The 16,983-nt window shown below is 45.5% G+C and carries 12 protein-coding genes; all 12 read left to right on the top strand.

Annotation, left to right across the window (positions count from 1 at the left end):
• Positions 1 to 2: 2 nt before the first annotated feature.
• The 12 genes from GPL15_RS17940 to GPL15_RS17995 all read left to right on the top strand — a co-directional run bounded on the left by GPL15_RS17940 (position 3) and on the right by GPL15_RS17995 (position 16,912).
• Positions 3 to 791, top strand: a complete 789-nt coding sequence (locus tag GPL15_RS17940) for a carbohydrate ABC transporter permease (RefSeq protein ID WP_215700068.1) — start codon at positions 3 to 5, stop codon at positions 789 to 791.
• Between the two features lie 12 nt (positions 792 to 803).
• A complete protein-coding gene (locus tag GPL15_RS17945; RefSeq protein ID WP_215700069.1) occupies positions 804 to 2,237 on the top strand; it encodes a sulfatase-like hydrolase/transferase in 1,434 nt (477 codons plus the stop codon).
• Complete coding sequence (locus tag GPL15_RS17950) at positions 2,234 to 3,694, top strand: sulfatase-like hydrolase/transferase (RefSeq protein ID WP_215700070.1); 1,461 nt, start codon at positions 2,234 to 2,236, stop codon at positions 3,692 to 3,694. The genes GPL15_RS17945 and GPL15_RS17950 overlap by 4 nt, the downstream gene beginning before the upstream one ends.
• 229 nt (positions 3,695 to 3,923) lie before the next feature.
• Positions 3,924 to 5,657 carry a sensor histidine kinase gene (locus GPL15_RS17955; protein ID WP_215700071.1) on the top strand — a complete coding sequence of 578 codons (1,734 nt, stop codon included), beginning with the start codon at positions 3,924 to 3,926 and terminating at the stop codon, positions 5,655 to 5,657.
• A gap of 11 nt (positions 5,658 to 5,668) precedes the next feature.
• The gene (locus GPL15_RS17960) at positions 5,669 to 7,243 is read left to right on the top strand and encodes a response regulator (RefSeq protein WP_215700072.1); all 1,575 of its coding nucleotides are present in this window, start codon (positions 5,669 to 5,671) and stop codon (positions 7,241 to 7,243) included.
• Between the two features lie 82 nt (positions 7,244 to 7,325).
• Positions 7,326 to 8,228 carry a glycoside hydrolase family 43 protein gene (locus GPL15_RS17965; protein WP_215700073.1) on the top strand — a complete coding sequence of 301 codons (903 nt, stop codon included), beginning with the start codon at positions 7,326 to 7,328 and terminating at the stop codon, positions 8,226 to 8,228.
• Between the two features lie 953 nt (positions 8,229 to 9,181).
• On the top strand, positions 9,182 to 9,568 hold the full coding sequence (locus GPL15_RS17970; protein WP_215700074.1) for a MazG-like family protein: 387 nt from the start codon (positions 9,182 to 9,184) through the stop codon (positions 9,566 to 9,568).
• Positions 9,569 to 9,577: 9 nt separating this feature from the next.
• Positions 9,578 to 10,375 (top strand): hypothetical protein, encoded by a 798-nt coding sequence (locus GPL15_RS17975; protein ID WP_215700075.1) that lies wholly within the window; start codon positions 9,578 to 9,580, stop codon positions 10,373 to 10,375.
• Between the two features lie 72 nt (positions 10,376 to 10,447).
• Positions 10,448 to 11,266 (top strand): hypothetical protein, encoded by an 819-nt coding sequence (locus tag GPL15_RS17980; RefSeq protein WP_215700076.1) that lies wholly within the window; start codon positions 10,448 to 10,450, stop codon positions 11,264 to 11,266.
• A 206-nt stretch (positions 11,267 to 11,472) separates the two neighbouring features.
• A complete protein-coding gene (locus GPL15_RS17985; RefSeq protein WP_252198494.1) occupies positions 11,473 to 12,792 on the top strand; it encodes an ABC transporter ATP-binding protein in 1,320 nt (439 codons plus the stop codon).
• A gap of 51 nt (positions 12,793 to 12,843) precedes the next feature.
• Positions 12,844 to 13,746 carry a class I SAM-dependent methyltransferase gene (locus tag GPL15_RS17990; RefSeq protein ID WP_215700077.1) on the top strand — a complete coding sequence of 301 codons (903 nt, stop codon included), beginning with the start codon at positions 12,844 to 12,846 and terminating at the stop codon, positions 13,744 to 13,746.
• 61 nt (positions 13,747 to 13,807) lie between these two features.
• Positions 13,808 to 16,912 carry a glycosyltransferase gene (locus GPL15_RS17995; RefSeq protein WP_215700078.1) on the top strand — a complete coding sequence of 1,035 codons (3,105 nt, stop codon included), beginning with the start codon at positions 13,808 to 13,810 and terminating at the stop codon, positions 16,910 to 16,912.
• Positions 16,913 to 16,983 lie beyond the last annotated feature (71 nt).

Consider the following 16,983-nt stretch of genomic DNA (forward strand, 5'->3'; position numbering starts at 1 on the left):
ACATGAAGATGAAAAAAATATGGAAATGGGTTGTTTTAATTCCCGTCGCCCTCATTTGGTGTTATCCGCTGGCAGTGGCTTTTTCAGAATCACTGGCAATTAACGGTTTTGGCAATTACGGCGCCATTTTCCACCATCCCAAGATCAATTATTTCAAAATTTTATTTAACAGTTTATTCGTTTCTGTTGTATCGACAGCCATTGTGGTTGTTCTGGCTTCCCTGGCCGCTTATGCGTTTTCTAAGTTCCGGTTCAGGGGAAAAAAGGTTCTTTACTATCTGTTGGTTGGATGTCTGACATTGCCTCCGGCGGCGATCATGGTTCCGCTCGTGTTTTTCGGTAAGACATTTCATCTAAACAATACCTATACTTCCCTTATCATTATTATGGCGGCCTTTCACGCCCCTTATATGATGGTTACCATGAAAAACTACTTCGATACGATTCCGGACGCTGTACTGGAGGCTTCCATTATTGACGGCGCTTCCAGTATGCAGGTGTACAGAAGGGTGATTCTGCCCCTGGGACTTCCGGCCATACTCAATGTCTGCCTTCTCAGTTTCATTTACTGCTGGAATAATTATCTGATCCCGCTGATTTTTATTACGAAGACGGAGAAATATACGATTACTCTGGCCACCACTTACCTGACGGATTCGGGAAATATGACCATGGAAATGCAGGCCCAGCTATATGCATACCTGATTTTGGCGATTCTGCCTTCCGTCCTCTTATACATCTTTCTAAACAGATATTTCCAGTCCGATATGACATCGGGAGCGGTAAAATAAAGGAGAGCAGATATGGAGAGAAAACCCAATATTCTATTGATCGTTGAAGATCATCAGGCTTATTACGGACATGAACAGAATTGTGAAATCAAACGCCCCCATTACCGGAAACTGGTCTCCAAGGGGGTTGATTTTAAGCGTGCCTATTGTTCCACCCCGCTTTGCTGTCCTTCCAGAAGAAGCCTGGCAACCGGGCTTTATGCCAGCCATCATGGCCAGATCAACAACCAGGTTTCAGCGGAGTTTACTTATGATACTTATATGGACCGGCTTAAAAAAGAGGGATATGATATTTTTTATTATGGAAAATGGCATGCCGGAAAAGGGACGCCCGCTGATTTTGGGGCGGAGGGCGTCTTTCACGGGGACTATGGAAATCCGTATCTGATGCCGTCTTACCAGAAATACCTGGAAGATAAGAATCTTCCGTTCCCCCGGGCATTTGTGGAACATAACTGGTGCACGCCGGAATGGATTAGTGATATAATGGAGAACAAAGAGTACCGTTTAGACAGGGAAACGATGAATGAATGTGTGTCAGGGATACTCACCACGCCTAAGGAGACTCACGAGGCATTTTATCTGGCCTATGAAGCGTGCAGAAAACTGGAAGAGTGCAGGGACAGCCAGAAACCGTTCTGTATGAGAGTGGACTTTTGGGGACCTCACCAGCCTTATTTCCCGACAAAGGAATATGCAGAACTTTATAACCCAGAAGAAATAGGCGTATATCCCAGCTTTCATGATGACCTGAGCCAGAAGCCGGATGTATACCACTTTGAAGGCGGCAAAGGAATCAGTGAGAATTACAGGATCATAACCCCTAATCCGGTGGCCTGGGACGTCTGGGCAGAAACGCTGGCCAGATGTTATGCACAGATTACGCTGACGGATGAGGCAGGAGGAATGATCCTTGATAAGCTGGATGAAATGGGACTGGCAGAGGACACCCTGATCATATGGACTGCGGATCATGGGGATGGAATTGCCTGTCACGGTGGACATTTTGATAAGGATGCCTATATGGCGGAAGAGGTTCTGCGCATCCCGTTTGGAATGAGATTTGACGGCCGGATTCCGGCTGGTGAGGACAGCCAGGCGCTGGTTTCCAATGTGGATCTGGCGCCTACGGTATTATCTGCGGCGGGTACCGGTTTTTCTCAGAAGGTGGATGGACTTGATCTTTTATCCATTTGGAAAGAAGGAACACGGTGGAGAAAGAATGTGTATGCGGAAACCTTTGGACATCATTTTAAACACCGGGGATGGGTGATGGCCGATGCAAAATATAAATATGTAAAAAATAATGATCAGATAGAAGAACTATATGACCTGGAAGATGACCCTTACGAGATGAGGAATCTGGCTCTGGATATAAGATATGAAGATATATTAGAAAGAAAACGCGGGGAGTTGAAGGAATTCCTCAGAATGGAGATAGGATGAAAAAGCCGAATGTTCTCTGGATCTGTACAGACCAGCAAAGATATGACTGTCTGGGGTGTTACGGCAATGCCAAACTGGATACGCCTAATATAGACCGCCTGGCGGAAGAAGGAATGCTGTTTCGCAATACATACTGCCAAAGCCCGGTGTGTTCTCCGTCGAGAGCGTCATTTCTGACAGGAAGGTATCCCAGGACCTGCGGGGTCAGGCAGAATGGACAGCGTATTTCTGACAGGGAAGTCCTGATCAGCAAGATATTCTCAGATCATGGATATACGGCAGGGCTGGCCGGTAAACTTCATATCTCCCCCTGCCACCCAAGCGTGAGCCCGGACTATGAACCCAGAATTGATGACGGCTACCGGGTATTCCATTGGTCCCATCACCCTGATTTCTATGGGAAGAAGGAGAGCAACTGGCCATTAAATGAATACAATATGTGGCTGAATGATATGGGGAAAGCTTACAGCAGAGTGCCTTATAAGGGCTCAAAATACGTCTATACCGGCATGGAAGCAGGGCTTCACCACAGCCATTGGTGCGCCAAAGAAGCGTGCAGCTTTATAAGGGCCCACAGCGGTTATGAGAACCCATGGTTCTTTTCCCTGAATTTCTATGATCCCCACCACGATTTTGACCCTCCTGCAGATCTTCTGGAAAAATACATCAGCCGTCTGGGGGAAGAAGATCTTCCTAATTACCGTGAAGGGGAGCTGGAGAATAAAACATATGTGGAAAAGCGGGATCATGAGGGCGCCTATGGGACGCCGGGATTTTTCAACTATGATGAGATGACAAAAGAAGACCATCTCCAGATAAGAGCCGCATATTATGCCATGATTGAGATGGTGGATTCAGAGGTGGGCAATGTGATCCGGACCTTAAAGGAATCAGGGCAATATGAGGATACGGTGATCATATTCACGTCCGACCATGGAGAAATGCTTGGCGATCACGGAATTTACCTGAAAGGGCCTTATTTTTATGATCCTCTGGTAAAGGTTCCGCTGATCATCAGTTATCCGGGCCGCGTTCTTTCCGGGGTAAAACGGGATTCGCTGGTGGAACTTATAGATCTGGCCCCCACACTGCTTGATCTGGCCGGATTTGAACGGGACGCTGGGATGCAGGGAAAGAGCCTGTCCTGTCTTCTCACAGACGGAAATGCCCCGGATCATCATAGGGACGCAGTTTATTCGGAATACTATAATTCCATGGGAAACCACCAGGACTGCAAGGCATATGTGACCATGGCAGCCAGCAGCAGATATAAACTGGTTTACTGCCACAGCACCGATGAGGCGGAACTTTATGATTTGGAACAGGATCAGGAAGAACGGGAGAACCTCTATAACCGTCCCGAGGCGGCAGAGGTGAAGGTGAAAATGCTGGAAACCATGGTGAATTTAATGGCGTATACCATCGATCCTCTTCCTGAGAGAGAGGCGATGTATTAGGGGGATTGAAAAAATCATTGCCGCCATCTGCCCGTCCCGCTTTGCGGCAGTAAGGAAGTAAGGAATCCTGCAGCAGGAGCGGAACGCGGCAGGTGGAGAAATCAGTGAGCGGGATGATTTCCGGAAATATAGAGGGGAAGCCGGTGAATGGAATAATTTCCGGAAATATGGCGGAGAAGCCGGTGAGCGGAATAGTTTCTGGCAATATAGCGGCGGATTTGGGGGAGCGATGAAACAGAGCATTAACAGAAAGCTGCAGATGAGTTTTACTTGTATATTTATTGTTCTTATCATGCTGATCTGTATGGTATGGCACAAGATGATGGGAGACATGGCCCGGGGACAGGCGGTCACCTATTTTAAAAGCACGGTCAATTCTTTAAATGAGGAATTTGACAGCCTTTTAAAAGACACAAATTATATCAGCCTGATTTTATCGTTTAACGCTTCCGACCAAAGCCCCATTTTAACAGAACCGGATTATATTGAAACTTATCAGCAGTTGGAGAGGGACCGTATCCTGACAAGAAGCGTCAATGATTTTTATTCTTACAGGAGCTACATCTCCAGCATACTGCTCTGCGGAACCAATGGAAGAAGTTTTTCCAACGGCGTGGCGCTGACGCCGGAAGAACTGGCCGCCATGCCCTGGTTTGAGGAGCTTGATCAGTCCGGAGATTCGGGTATTTTCATCAAAACCCATACCAACTACAGTCCGGAGAAACAAAAGAAAAGTTACGTGATCTCGGTTGGCCGCAAATTATGGGCCAATGATAAACACATCGGCTATCTGCTGGTGGATATTTCTTATGATTACATCAATAAACGGCTTTCCCAGGCGGTGACGGATGACAGCGTTCTGATGATCATAGATGACCAGGGAGGGCTGATCTACAACAGCAAAACGCCTATCGTGCCTGCCGAATCCATTTATGATACGGAATTTGGGAATCTGACGGGCTATTTGTCGTCCGGTGAGGATCAATTTGAGGTGGAGACAGGCGGGAAAACCTATCTGGCGTCTTATAAAAAATCGGATTATACCAATTGGACGACTTTGTGCCTGATGCCCATGGATGCGATCATGGGAGATATTAATAAGACGTTGAATATGACGCTTATGCTCAGCGCCGTATGTTTAATCATAGGCATTCTGCTGATCGGCGGATTCAGCCGCTATTTGACGAGAAATATTCTGAAACTGAAAAGTTATGTGGATCATGTGGATGCCAGCGATTTAAAGGAGGTTCCAGTCATCGCGTCAGGAGATGAGATTGAGGAACTGGGGGCCAGCTTTAATCAGATGATCAAGCGGGTAAACCAGCTTATGATTGACTTAGAAGAGCGAAAGAAGAAGGAGAGAAATGCAGAGTTCCAGGCTTTGTATGCTCAGATTTCGCCACATTTCCTCTCCAACACTTTAAACACCATTAGGTGGATGGCGGACCGACAGAAGGCGGGCAATATCAGCGAATTAACTGCTTCATTGATCACCCTTCTTCATTACAGCATGAAAAATAAAAACCAGGTGGTCACTTTAAAAGAAGAAGTGGAGTATATAAAAAATTATCTTGTCATACAGGAATACCGGTATTATGGGATGTTTGACGTGATATTTCAGGTGGAGGAAGAGGCCGAGAAGTGCCGCATCCTGAAATTTCTTATCCAGCCATTGGTGGAAAATTCAATTATGCACGGCATTGCGAAATCGCAGAAACAGGGGAAAATCCTGATTTCTGCCAAGATTAAAGACGGACGTCTCATCGTCCTGGTGGCGGATAACGGAGTGGGATTTTCAGTGGAGAACTACAAACAGCACAAAACCCACCACATCGGCATTGACAATGTGAGGGAACGGATTGAACTGTTTTACGGGAACGGGTATTTCTTAAAAATTGAGAGCAAAGAGAATTTTTATACTAAGGTGACCATGGAACTGCCTGTGATTTATGAAAGCGTATAGGGGGGAATAGGATGCTGCAATTGATGATCGTTGATGATGATGCCTTGATGTGCAATCAGTTGGCGGCTTTGCTGGATTGGGAACAGCTTGGGATAGAGATCGCGGCCTATGCATCGGACGGGCAGGAGGCTGTTCAAGTCCTTGAACGGCATGAAATTGATCTGGTTCTCACAGATATGGATATGCCTAAAATGAACGGTGTGGAATTGATTGAACATATCAACGCCCATTATCCCCATATCCACGTGATCGCATTGAGCGCATATGATGACTATCACTATGTGCGGGGCAGCATGAAATACGGCGCTCATGATTACATTTTAAAGAACAGGCTTTCCAGGGAAAATATGGAGAATCTGATCGCTGAAATTGTGAAAAAGGACCGGGCGCTGGGGGATTTAAAAGACCATGTGAGCTTAACATACGACCAGCTTTTGGAATCATTTTTCAGCCGTCTTTTACAACCGGGAGATTTTGACCGGACCCAGATCAGCAATATTATCAATAATCTGAATATTAAATTCAACCGGGAATGTCTGGCGGTCATGCTGGTGGATTATTATGCGGAAGCGGAGGATGAGATGCTGAACCGTTCCCTCTACCATATGTGCCAGCAGATTCTTGGAGAAGCGGATTTCGTCCAGCCGCTGAAGGCGGAAACAAACGGATTCTGCTTTATTCTGTCCTTTAAAAAGGAAACCAGCCAGGCCCAGGTGCTTAAAAAACTGGAAATATGGGGAAGAACTTTGATCAATAACGGAAAAAAGTTTTTCAATGTATCCCTTAAAGTCAGCATTTCAGATCTGTGCGGGGATATTTTTAATCTGGGCCATTACTATGGACAGGCGGCGGAGCAGTCATCCATATTTTTCTATGAAGAAAATCAGGAATTTGTGATACCCTGGACCTATGTGAGAAAAAAGGAGCAGGGCTGTGGGGTGGTATCATTTCCAGCCAGGAAAGACTGTAAAAAAATGATAGCAGAAGGCCGGATAGAGGATTTGAAACAGTCCTGGTTCCATTTTTTTGAGCAGGCTGGTAAAAAAAGAGGGCCTATCCCGGAATTGGTAAAGGGATTGCGGGAAGAGCTGGGCTGGGTATTTCTGATCGCTGAGGAACAGGGAGTTAAGAAGCCCTATCTTCTGAAGGGAAATGGCAATTTGGACGAAGAAATGGGAAAAATCCGGACACTGACGCAGTGGGAAAAATTGTTTCAAGCCATATTTGAACGTTTACGTGAGGCGCTTTGCCCTGACTTCGGCTGCGGGAACTATCACAAATATACCAAATACATTCTCAAAAAAATCCATACCCAGTATTCAGAGCCCTTATCCTTAACGGATCTGTCCAGAGAATTGGGAGTTTCGTCCGCCTATTTGAGCAATACATTTAAAAATGACGTGGGCATTGGATTTAACGAATATCTGAACAAACTGCGCATTGATAAAGTGATTGAGGCAATTAAAAATGGAGACGGAAAATTAAAGGATATTGTGGAGCGCGCGGGATTCCAGAATTACAATTATTTTTTTAAGGTATTTAAGGAATATACGGGCGTTACTCCGGCCCAGTATTTTAACATATAATTGCAAGAATTCTCCCTTCCTCTACAGGTGGTGAGATGAAATGCCTGTTTTTTGAACTGACATCTGAATGGAGGAAAAGGATATGGAACTTAAAAATCCACTTCCCATCAGCAACATTGGAGACCCTTATGTGCTGTTTTACGGGAACCGGTATTATCTGTATGCTACCAGTCATTTTAACGGGTTTTACTGCTGGGTATCGGATGATATGGTTCGCTGGGAAAAAAGCGGTATCTGCTACCGCGCAACAGAAAAGAGCTTTGGAAACAGTTGTTTTTGGGCGCCTGAAGTTTATGAATTTGGCGGCCGTTTTTACATGTACTATACGGCCCAATGGAAAATCTATGAAGAAGAGAGCCTGCGGATCGGCGTGGCGGTATCCGATGATCCCTTAGGCCCTTTTGAAGATGTCCTGGATCAGAAGCCAATGTTTGACTTTGGCTACGGGGCGCTGGATGCCCATATCTTAAAGGATGGCAGCAGGAATTATCTCTATTATTCCCGGGCAGGAGAGGGCCACTGGGTGGATGGGGCTAAGGAATCGGACATCTATGTGGTGGAATTGGGGGGCGATTTTATTTCTGTAAAAGGAGAGGGAAAATTGATCCTCAGGCCGGAACAGGAATGGGAGAAAAACAGCGGAGCCGTGAACCAGTATTGGAATGAAGGGGCATTTGTTATCAAAAAAGACGGGAGATACCATATGATGTATTCCGCCAATTATTACGCTTCCAGGGAATACGGGATCGGGGGAGCGGTGGCGGATTCGCCTATGGGGCCATTTGTAAAATATGAGAAGAACCCTATTTTGTGTACCAGCGAAAGGATATCCGGCCCCGGGCATAACAGTGTGGTGAGGAATGAGCTGGGGGAGTATTATTGTGTTTATCATGCGCATACCCATTATGATAATCCCAGCGGGGACCGGCAGGTTTATGTTGTGCCGATGGGATTTGAGGATGGGGAAATCAGGGTTTATGAGTGAGGGGGGTTACAATCAAGCCTCTTCAACCAAGCCTCTTCAACCAAGCCTCAAGGGATTTTCGAAAAAGCCTTCACACTTTACAGTAAAGTCCCAAGGCATTTCGGAAAAAGCCTTCACGCTTTACAGTAAAGTCCCAAGGCATTTCAGAAAAGGCCTTCACGCTTTATATTAAAAAGCCTTTCAGCGAAGTACATAACACCATGCAGTAAGCATAAAATAAGCGGTTGGAAACAAAATTCCAGCCGCTTATTTTATGTTCATCCCGGCATTATAATATCCCTTAGAGAAAAGGTAAAATGATACGTTTGACATTTCAATACACTGATATTAGAATGAAGAGAAGTTCATTGGTGTTGGCATGGAAGGAATGGTATGAGGCAATTAGAAGAATACTGCATGGAAATACGCCCTATAGGCGGAGTTGAAACGTATATTGTTGATCCTGAGTTCTGCGGGGACATTGCTTCGGATGATTTATTGCTGTCATCGTTGTCTGCATCTCCCAAATTTATTAAATATTATATTAAATGCAGTGAACATGTTAAAACGTCAGAGTTTAGCATGTATTTAGCTTTTATACATTCCGGGAGCAGAATTGAGCGTTTTTCGTGGCTGCCGTTAAATTGTTTAAAGCACGGAGAGGATTATTATCATGTAGTTGTCCGGGATACGTGGATGTGCAGGAACTGCGGTCATATCCATCGTGGAATTATAATCATGCCTATGGCAGAATGCGATACAACAGTTTATCCGATCCGCAGTTTGATGCCCCCGGTCCCCGGAATTTTCAAGAAAAAGGCTTGTGAATGCTGCGGCCGGTTGCTTCAAAATCATTTGATAATTTTAGACAGGGAAATGGTATGAAAAAATAATCCCTACGCCCTATTTTTACACTCAAATATGAGCCGGAGTCACAAAAATGAATCCCAGATGAGAAGTTGAGAACTCAGCGCATGACTGGACAAAAGAGGTTCTGGCATGTTGGGGAAGCAGAAGGGATAACGGAGGAAAATACAGAAATAACGGAGGAAAAGCGGATGGTGGACTTAAAGGAATTGCAGGCCCAGATCTATAAAAATAAAGTGGATCACGGATTTAATCTGGATAATATTGAATATGAATTTTGTCATGCTTATGGAGAACTGGCTGAAGCGTATCAGGCGTATTTAAAGCGTAAGGAAGACTTGGGAGAAGAGCTTGCTGATGTTGCCATCTATCTGCTGGGCATTTCCGAAATTCTCGGAATTGATCTGGAGAAGGAGATATTGAATAAAATTGAGAAGAACCGCAAGCGGATCTATAAAAAGGTTAACGGCGTGAATATAAAGGTCGGTGAATAGAGGTAAAGAATGGCCATTGACGGAATCGGAATTTTAGACAGTGATCTGGCCTATGATGTATACAATCACATCATGGAAATGTATCATAACGGGGAATCAATTGAACAGATCGGAATTAAAATTAAGGAATTTAATTCATCATCCGATGAAATGGACGGTGAAATATTTACGGCTGCTTGTGCTCTGGCTATGTGGGAAATTGGAGGTCTTACCAATGAGCAGATGCAGGCGGTTCGGGATATCATTTCAAAAGGAGCGAGCAGTATATGGAAGGACATTTCCCCTGATGCCCAAAAACAGCGTCAGAGAGTTCTTAGCCAGCTTCTGCAAAAAATTGAACAGCCAAACCAGAAAATTAAGAAGCGGAAAAAATATAAAAAAATCTCAAATGTCCTCTTTTCCCGGGGAGAAATCCTTGCAGTTCATGTCAATAACCGATACCGCTGTGTGATTTTTGAGAGATTTTATCAACATAGGAATGATGGTTATTATTCTTTCGTGGTGACAACATATAACAGCGGGGATGAACCGTCCGCAGAAACTGTTTTGTATGAAGAAATTCCTGTTACGAAAAAGGTAAATGGGGGAGAATACGGAATCAGAACTCTCGACATTGACTATAAATTTATAGAGGAACATAAATCCGCTTTTTTAAAAGCAGGTATTGTATCAATTGACCCTCAATCAATTAATTCGGGTTTTTGCAGACAGGTGAGCGGCTTTAACGATTTACAAGACATGGAATGGGAGATGGATGACATTTTGCTTGGGGAAAAGGCAGAGCTTTTTGTTTGCTGTTTATTTTAGCTGCATAGTGTTTAATACCTGCTTACTTCTCATTTTACAGAACTGAAAATCAAGATTACGGAGGCAATATTTATGAAAAATCAGTTATTAATTGGCACTTTGTGCATGTGTTTATTATTTCCGGCAACCGGATGCGGCGCTGCTTCGGACATAAAAGCACCGTCCGGTGTGGTGGAAGAAACAGTACTTACCTCCCAACGAAAATTGGAAGAAGATATGGAGAAAGCAACAAAAGAGGATATAGAGAAAGCCGCAGAAAATGTTGCAGAGAAATCTACAGAACAAGATACTGAGAAAAATACAAAAGAAGATATATTACAAAACCCGGATCAATCTTATGCAGAGTTAATAGCTGCTGCAACAAAATGCATCACAAACAAAGAGTTAGAAATACCCGCTGGTTTCGATTTCAGTACCGCGCTGATAACCACCGGTTCCTATGGAACGCGGGGATATTTGATTGAAGACATTGATGGAAACGGAATAGACGAACTGATTTTTGGGGAGAATGGAACAAACCCAGATAGCCAGTGGGACGGCGTTATCTTCAATATCTACACCATTTCTGATGAAGAACTGGTGCAGGTGTTAAATGGATGGGAACGAAACAAGTATTTTTTCTGTGAAAATGGAATGATTGCCAACGAGGGATCCAGTGGTGCTGCTAATTCCAATTATGCTTATTTCACCTTTGAAGGATCAGAGCTTCACTTAGTGGAAGCGGTTATTTATGATGGGATGAAGGACGCGGCTGATCCATGGTTTTATTCGACAGAATCTGAATTCTATTCAGAAAATGCGGAGCCCATAAGTGAAGAGAAGGCCATTGAAATCAGAGAAAAGTACATTTATGAGCGTCCTGAATTTATTCCCTTTACCGAGGAGAATTGACGGGGAATCCGTGGCCTTTTTGGACGGCACAGCGGACTGGCCGGACAGGTCAGCGGGGGCCGTGAACTGTATCATATCCCCATTTTCCAAGGAATAACTTCCCTTTTACAAGTTGAAAATATATGGTATAATGTTTTTCGACATTATACCCGCGCAAAATACACAGATGCGCCGGTGACGGCAAGTGGAAGATGATGGAGGATGTTATGTCCCAACAGATGGCAGACAATGCGATTACAGTAAAAGATGTGACGAAAATATATAAATTATACGATAAACCTGTGGACCGGTTAAAAGAATCCCTGAATCCCACCCATAAAGAATACCACAGGAAATTCTACGCCCTGAACAACATTTCTTTTGAGGTGAAAAAAGGGGAAACGGTAGGGATCATAGGAACCAATGGTTCTGGAAAATCTACCATATTAAAGATCATAACAGGGGTGCTGACGCCCACGACCGGAGAGGTGCAGGTGGAGGGAACCATTTCCGCCCTGCTGGAACTGGGAGCCGGGTTCAATATGGATTATACAGGGATTGAAAATATCTATATGAACGGCACTATGATGGGATTTTCCAGAAAAGAGATGGAAGAAAAACTTCAGGATATTCTGGATTTTGCGGATATCGGAGATTTTGTCTATCAGCCGGTGAAAACTTATTCCAGCGGTATGTTTGTCCGCCTGGCATTTGCGCTGGCCATCAATGTGGAGCCGGAGATTCTGATTGTGGACGAAGCCCTGTCCGTAGGAGACGTATTTTTCCAGTCCAAGTGCTACCGGCGTATGGAAGAAATACGCCAAAAGGGAACCACGATCCTGATGGTAACCCACGATATGGGAAGTATTATCAAATATTGCGACCGGGTGGTGCTGTTAAACAAAGGGGACTTTGTGGCAGAAGGCGCGCCGGGACACATGGTGGATTTATATAAAAAGATTTTGGCAAATCAGATGGATTCCCTGGAAGAAGAACTTCAGGAGATGAATGATTTTTCCGGCAGCAGAGAAGAGAAGAAGGAAAAAGGCGGCAAAGGCGGCCTTATGAAAGATAAAATTACCATCAATTCAAACCGTACCGAATATGGAGACGGAAGGGCGGAGATTTATGATCTGGGGTTATTTGATGAGAGAGGGAATCTGACAAACCTCCTATTAAAAGGCGAGATGTTTACCATAAAAGAGAGAATCCGTTTTAACGCGCCTTTGGAGGCGCCTATCTTCACTTATACAATTAAGGATAAAAAAGGTACGGATTTAAGCGGAACCAATACTATGTTCGAAGGAACGGACGTGAAGCCGGTGAAGCGGGGAGATACCTATGAAGCTTCATTTACCCAGAAAATGACCTTGCAGGGCGGGGAATATCTGCTTTCCATGAGCTGCACCGGGTTTGAAAACGGCGAGCATGTGGTATACCATCGTCTGTACGATGTGGCCAATATTACGGTCATTTCCAATAAAAATACGGTAGGCGTTTACGATATGGAATCCCAGGTTGAGGTAAAATTAAACCCTCAGGATTGAATTTTTACAGCAGGCAGGAGGAAGGAAAGGACAGGAGCCCGAGAATAAACTATGAAAAATATCAGTTTTGATTTAGCTAATTTATTCAAAAAATACGGCATGGATACGAAGCGGATTTTGGAGGAGAATGTCAATCTGGACTACCTCTATGCCCTCAGCGAACAGCGGGAAAATGTAATCGAATGGTTTGAATTCAAACCGGATGCCAGCCTCCTTCAAGTGGGGGCTGGTTATGGCGCCCTCACCGGTCTGTACAGCAGGCGGGTGAAGGAAGTCTGCGTATTGGAAGAGGATTCCCGGAATATGGAAATCGTGAAAATGCGCTACCCCGAAGCTGACAACATCATTTATATGGAAGAGAGCCTGGAAGAACATGGGAAAAACCATGCCGAAGGCTATGATTATGTGATGATGATCGGATCTCTGGCGGAATTATATGGAACGCAGGATGAGAATCAGATAAAAGGCCAGTCAGCCGCCGAACCTGAAACACAGTTAAATGGCCAGTCAGGTGTCCGGCCGAAAGACAGGATAAAAAGCCAGTCAGCCGCCCAGCCCAAGGACTGGATAAAAGACCAGATAGAAATTGCGAAATCCCTGGTAAAGCCGGGCGGATGCCTGATTCTGGCCGTGTGCAATAAGTTTGGAATGAAATACTGGGCCGGCTGTGAACGGGAACCTGTCAGCGTTTCCAGAAAGGAACTGGCCGCGCTGACAGGCGGGGAAGGGACGGCCCAGTGGTATTATCCCATGCCGGATTACAGGATTCCGATCACCGTGTATTCCCAGTCCTACCTGCCGAAAAAGGGGGATTTAACCCACACCATCACTGCCTATGACTATCCCAAATATATCCGCATGGATGTGGGGGAGAAGTATGATGAGGTGTGTGAGGACGGGGAATTTGAACAGTATGCGAATTCATTTTTAGTAATATGGAAAAAATCTGTCTGAAAACATGTTCAGACACGCTGTTTGAACTGCTGCAATTTGAGAGGCGGATTGAGAGGAAACCATGGCACAGATTAAATTTGTTAAATATAACAGAACGAGAAAAGAACAATTTCAGATAAAGACCACCATTCTGGAAGAAGATGGAGTCAGATATGTGGAAAAGACAGCGCTGAATGCCAGCGGTGTCCCTCATATCTGGTCATTTGCGTCCAAATATGAACAGCTTTCCAGCCAGAACCACAATCTGAAAGTGGCCAGACCCCAGATCAGCGACGACCGGTGTGTGGCCCGTTTCCCCTATCTGGAGGGGGATACCCTGGCGGAGCGGCTGGGCGAAGAGATAGGGGGCGGAAAAGCCCCCCTCGATGCGATTCGCGCGGCCATGGCCATGGTCTACGAGATACAGCCGGAGTATATCCAGCCTTTTGAGGTGACGGCTGAATTTACGGAGGTGTTCGGAGAGACCGGGCCTCTGGAGGACGATGCCTATTCGGTGGCAAACATCGATGCCTTATTTGAAAATATGCTGGTTACGGAGGATGGGATTTACTGCCTGGATTACGAGTGGGTGTTCACCTTCCCGGTTCCGGTGCATTTTGTGCAGTACCGCACCTTATTCTATTTCTATGACCGTTACCATGCGCTGATGAACTATGAGAGCGCGGAAAGCTTTCTGATGGAATTTGGGATCACGCCGGAGATGACCGCTGTTTACCGTCAGATGGAACAGGGATTCCAGGAATATGTCCATGGAGAGAACCAGCGCATTTATTTGGAAAACTATTATGTGGATACCAGAAATATTTCCGATTTCGGGCGGACGGACCGGGAACTGAACCACGCCAGGGAGAGGATTGAGCAGTTGAAGACAGAGGTGGCGGATAAGAACCTGATGATCCGCAAAATCCAGGAGATCCAGCGGCTTACCAACAACCATGTGACAAACCTGGAAATCACCATTAAAAACCAGAGCCATGAGATCAATGAACTGGGCAAAACCCTCACCTATCTCAACAGCCATGAAGCGCTGGTTTTTAAATTCAGACGAAAACTGGGAGCTAAATTTAATCAAAAATATCCCAAGGGATCTTTGGAACGGAAGAAATTGAACTATAAAAAGCAGTATGTGATGCATCCCATCCGTTCTTATAAATTTTATTCCACCGAAGAGGGAAAGAATCTGCGGGAAGGGGACTTCAGGATCGGGGACATTTACCGGGAACACGGGAAATTGAAGTTTCCTGTTGTGGAAAACCCTGTAGTTTCCATTATCATTCCTGTATACAATCAGATTCACTATACCTATGCCTGCCTGGTGTCCATACTGGAGCACACTCAGGATGTAACTTATGAAGTTCTGATCGCGGACGATGTGTCCACGGACGCCACGGCCCAGCTTGACCAGTTTACGGAAGGGCTGCGGATCTGCCGCAACAGCATAAACCAGGGATTTCTGCGCAACTGCAACAATGCGGCCCGTTACGCCAAGGGAAAATACATCATGTTCCTGAACAATGATACCCAGGTGACGGAAGGCTGGCTCAGTTCTCTGGTGAATCTGATCGAATCGGATTCCACCATCGGCATGGTTGGATCAAAACTGGTGTATCCGGACGGACGGCTGCAGGAAGCAGGAGGCATTATCTGGAGCGACGGCAGTGGGTGGAATTACGGGCGGCTGGATGATCCGGACAAGCCGGAATACAATTATGTGAAAGATGTGGATTATATTTCGGGCGCGGCGATTCTGCTGTCAAACCAGCTTTGGAAGCAGATTGGAGGATTCGATACCAGATTTGCCCCGGCCTATTGTGAGGATTCGGATCTGGCTTTTGAAGTGAGAAAAGCGGGATACCGGGTGGTTTACCAGCCGCTTTCCAAAGTGATCCATTTTGAAGGCATTTCCAATGGAACCGATACCCAGGGCAGCGGATTGAAGCGTTACCAGGTGGCCAACAGCGAAAAATTAAAAGAAAAATGGGCCGAAGAGTTTGCGAAGCAGTGTGTGAACAACGGAAATCCCGATCCTTTCAGGGCCAGGGAGCGCAGCATGGGCAAACCCATGATTCTGGTTGTGGACCATTATGTGCCTACCTTTGATAAGGATGCAGGATCCAAAACTACCTTCCAATATCTGAAGATGTTCCTGAAAAAGGGATATGTGGTCAAGTTCCTGGGAGATAATTTCCTTCATGAGGAGCCCTATTCCACCACCCTTTTGCAGATGGGAATCGAGATTTTATATGGAGCGGAGTTCCAGGTTAAGATTTGGGACTGGCTGAAAGACCATGGGGACGATATTGGATTCGCCTATTTAAACCGGCCCCATATTGCATCAAAATATGTGGATTATATTTTAGACAACACCAATATGAAGGTGATCTATTACGGACATGATCTCCATTTCCTCAGGGAGGGACGGGAATATGAACTGACCGGGGATTTGGAGAAAAAGAAGGCGGCGGATTATTGGAAATCGGTGGAATTTTCGCTGATGGAGAAGGCGGCAGTGTCCTATTATCCCTCTTATATTGAACGGGATGCCATCAAGGCCGTCAATCCTGACATCCATGTAAAGGATATCACGGCGTATGTATATGAAGAATTTAAGGAACATTTGGAAGAGGACTTTAGCAGGCGGGAAGGAATCCTGTTTGTGGGCGGTTTCGCCCATCCGCCCAATGCGGACGCTGTGCTGTGGTTTGCAAAAGAGGTGTTCCCGATCATCAGGGCCAGGATACCGGTGAACTGGTATGTGGTGGGCTCTAAAGTTACGGATGAGATCAAGGCTTTAGAAGAGCCGGGAAATGGCATTGTGATCAAAGGCTTTGTGAGTGAAGAAGAACTGGATCAATTGTACGCTTCCTGTAAACTGGTGGTGGTTCCTCTCCGATACGGCGCAGGCGTGAAGGGAAAAGTGGTGGAGGCCATTTATAACGGGGCTCCCATTGTCACCACGTCCATAGGCGCGGAAGGGATTCCGGATGTGGAAGATGTGCTGGTTGTGAGGGATGAGCCGGAGAGCTTTGCGGATGCGGTGGCGGAGCTTTATCAGAATGATGAGAGATGTTTGGAGCTTTGTAAGAAGACGCAGGCTTATATAAGGAAGTACTTCAGTGTGGATGCGGTGTGGGGGCGGATTGAAGAGGATTTTACAACGCGGTGAGTTCTTTTTTTACATTAGGGATGAAGTCATTTTCGAAAATGCCTTCACCCTTTGATGTCACCCCTTTGATG

Source organism: Clostridium sp. MCC353 (assembly GCF_018785315.1).
In the GTDB taxonomy this organism is placed as follows: Bacteria; Bacillota; Clostridia; order Lachnospirales; family Lachnospiraceae; genus CHH4-2.

Coding starts and splice junctions, on each gene's coding strand:
- GPL15_RS17980 (WP_215700076.1), top strand. CDS start 10,448: ATGAAAAATCAGTTATTAATTGGCACTTTGTGCATGTGTTTATTATTT.
- GPL15_RS17960 (WP_215700072.1), top strand. CDS start 5,669: ATGCTGCAATTGATGATCGTTGATGATGATGCCTTGATGTGCAATCAG.
- GPL15_RS17965 (WP_215700073.1), top strand. CDS start 7,326: ATGGAACTTAAAAATCCACTTCCCATCAGCAACATTGGAGACCCTTAT.
- GPL15_RS17950 (WP_215700070.1), top strand. CDS start 2,234: ATGAAAAAGCCGAATGTTCTCTGGATCTGTACAGACCAGCAAAGATAT.
- GPL15_RS17995 (WP_215700078.1), top strand. CDS start 13,808: ATGGCACAGATTAAATTTGTTAAATATAACAGAACGAGAAAAGAACAA.
- GPL15_RS17970 (WP_215700074.1), top strand. CDS start 9,182: ATGACTGGACAAAAGAGGTTCTGGCATGTTGGGGAAGCAGAAGGGATA.
- GPL15_RS17975 (WP_215700075.1), top strand. CDS start 9,578: ATGGCCATTGACGGAATCGGAATTTTAGACAGTGATCTGGCCTATGAT.
- GPL15_RS17990 (WP_215700077.1), top strand. CDS start 12,844: ATGAAAAATATCAGTTTTGATTTAGCTAATTTATTCAAAAAATACGGC.
- GPL15_RS17940 (WP_215700068.1), top strand. CDS start 3: ATGAAGATGAAAAAAATATGGAAATGGGTTGTTTTAATTCCCGTCGCC.
- GPL15_RS17985 (WP_252198494.1), top strand. CDS start 11,473: ATGTCCCAACAGATGGCAGACAATGCGATTACAGTAAAAGATGTGACG.
- GPL15_RS17945 (WP_215700069.1), top strand. CDS start 804: ATGGAGAGAAAACCCAATATTCTATTGATCGTTGAAGATCATCAGGCT.
- GPL15_RS17955 (WP_215700071.1), top strand. CDS start 3,924: ATGAAACAGAGCATTAACAGAAAGCTGCAGATGAGTTTTACTTGTATA.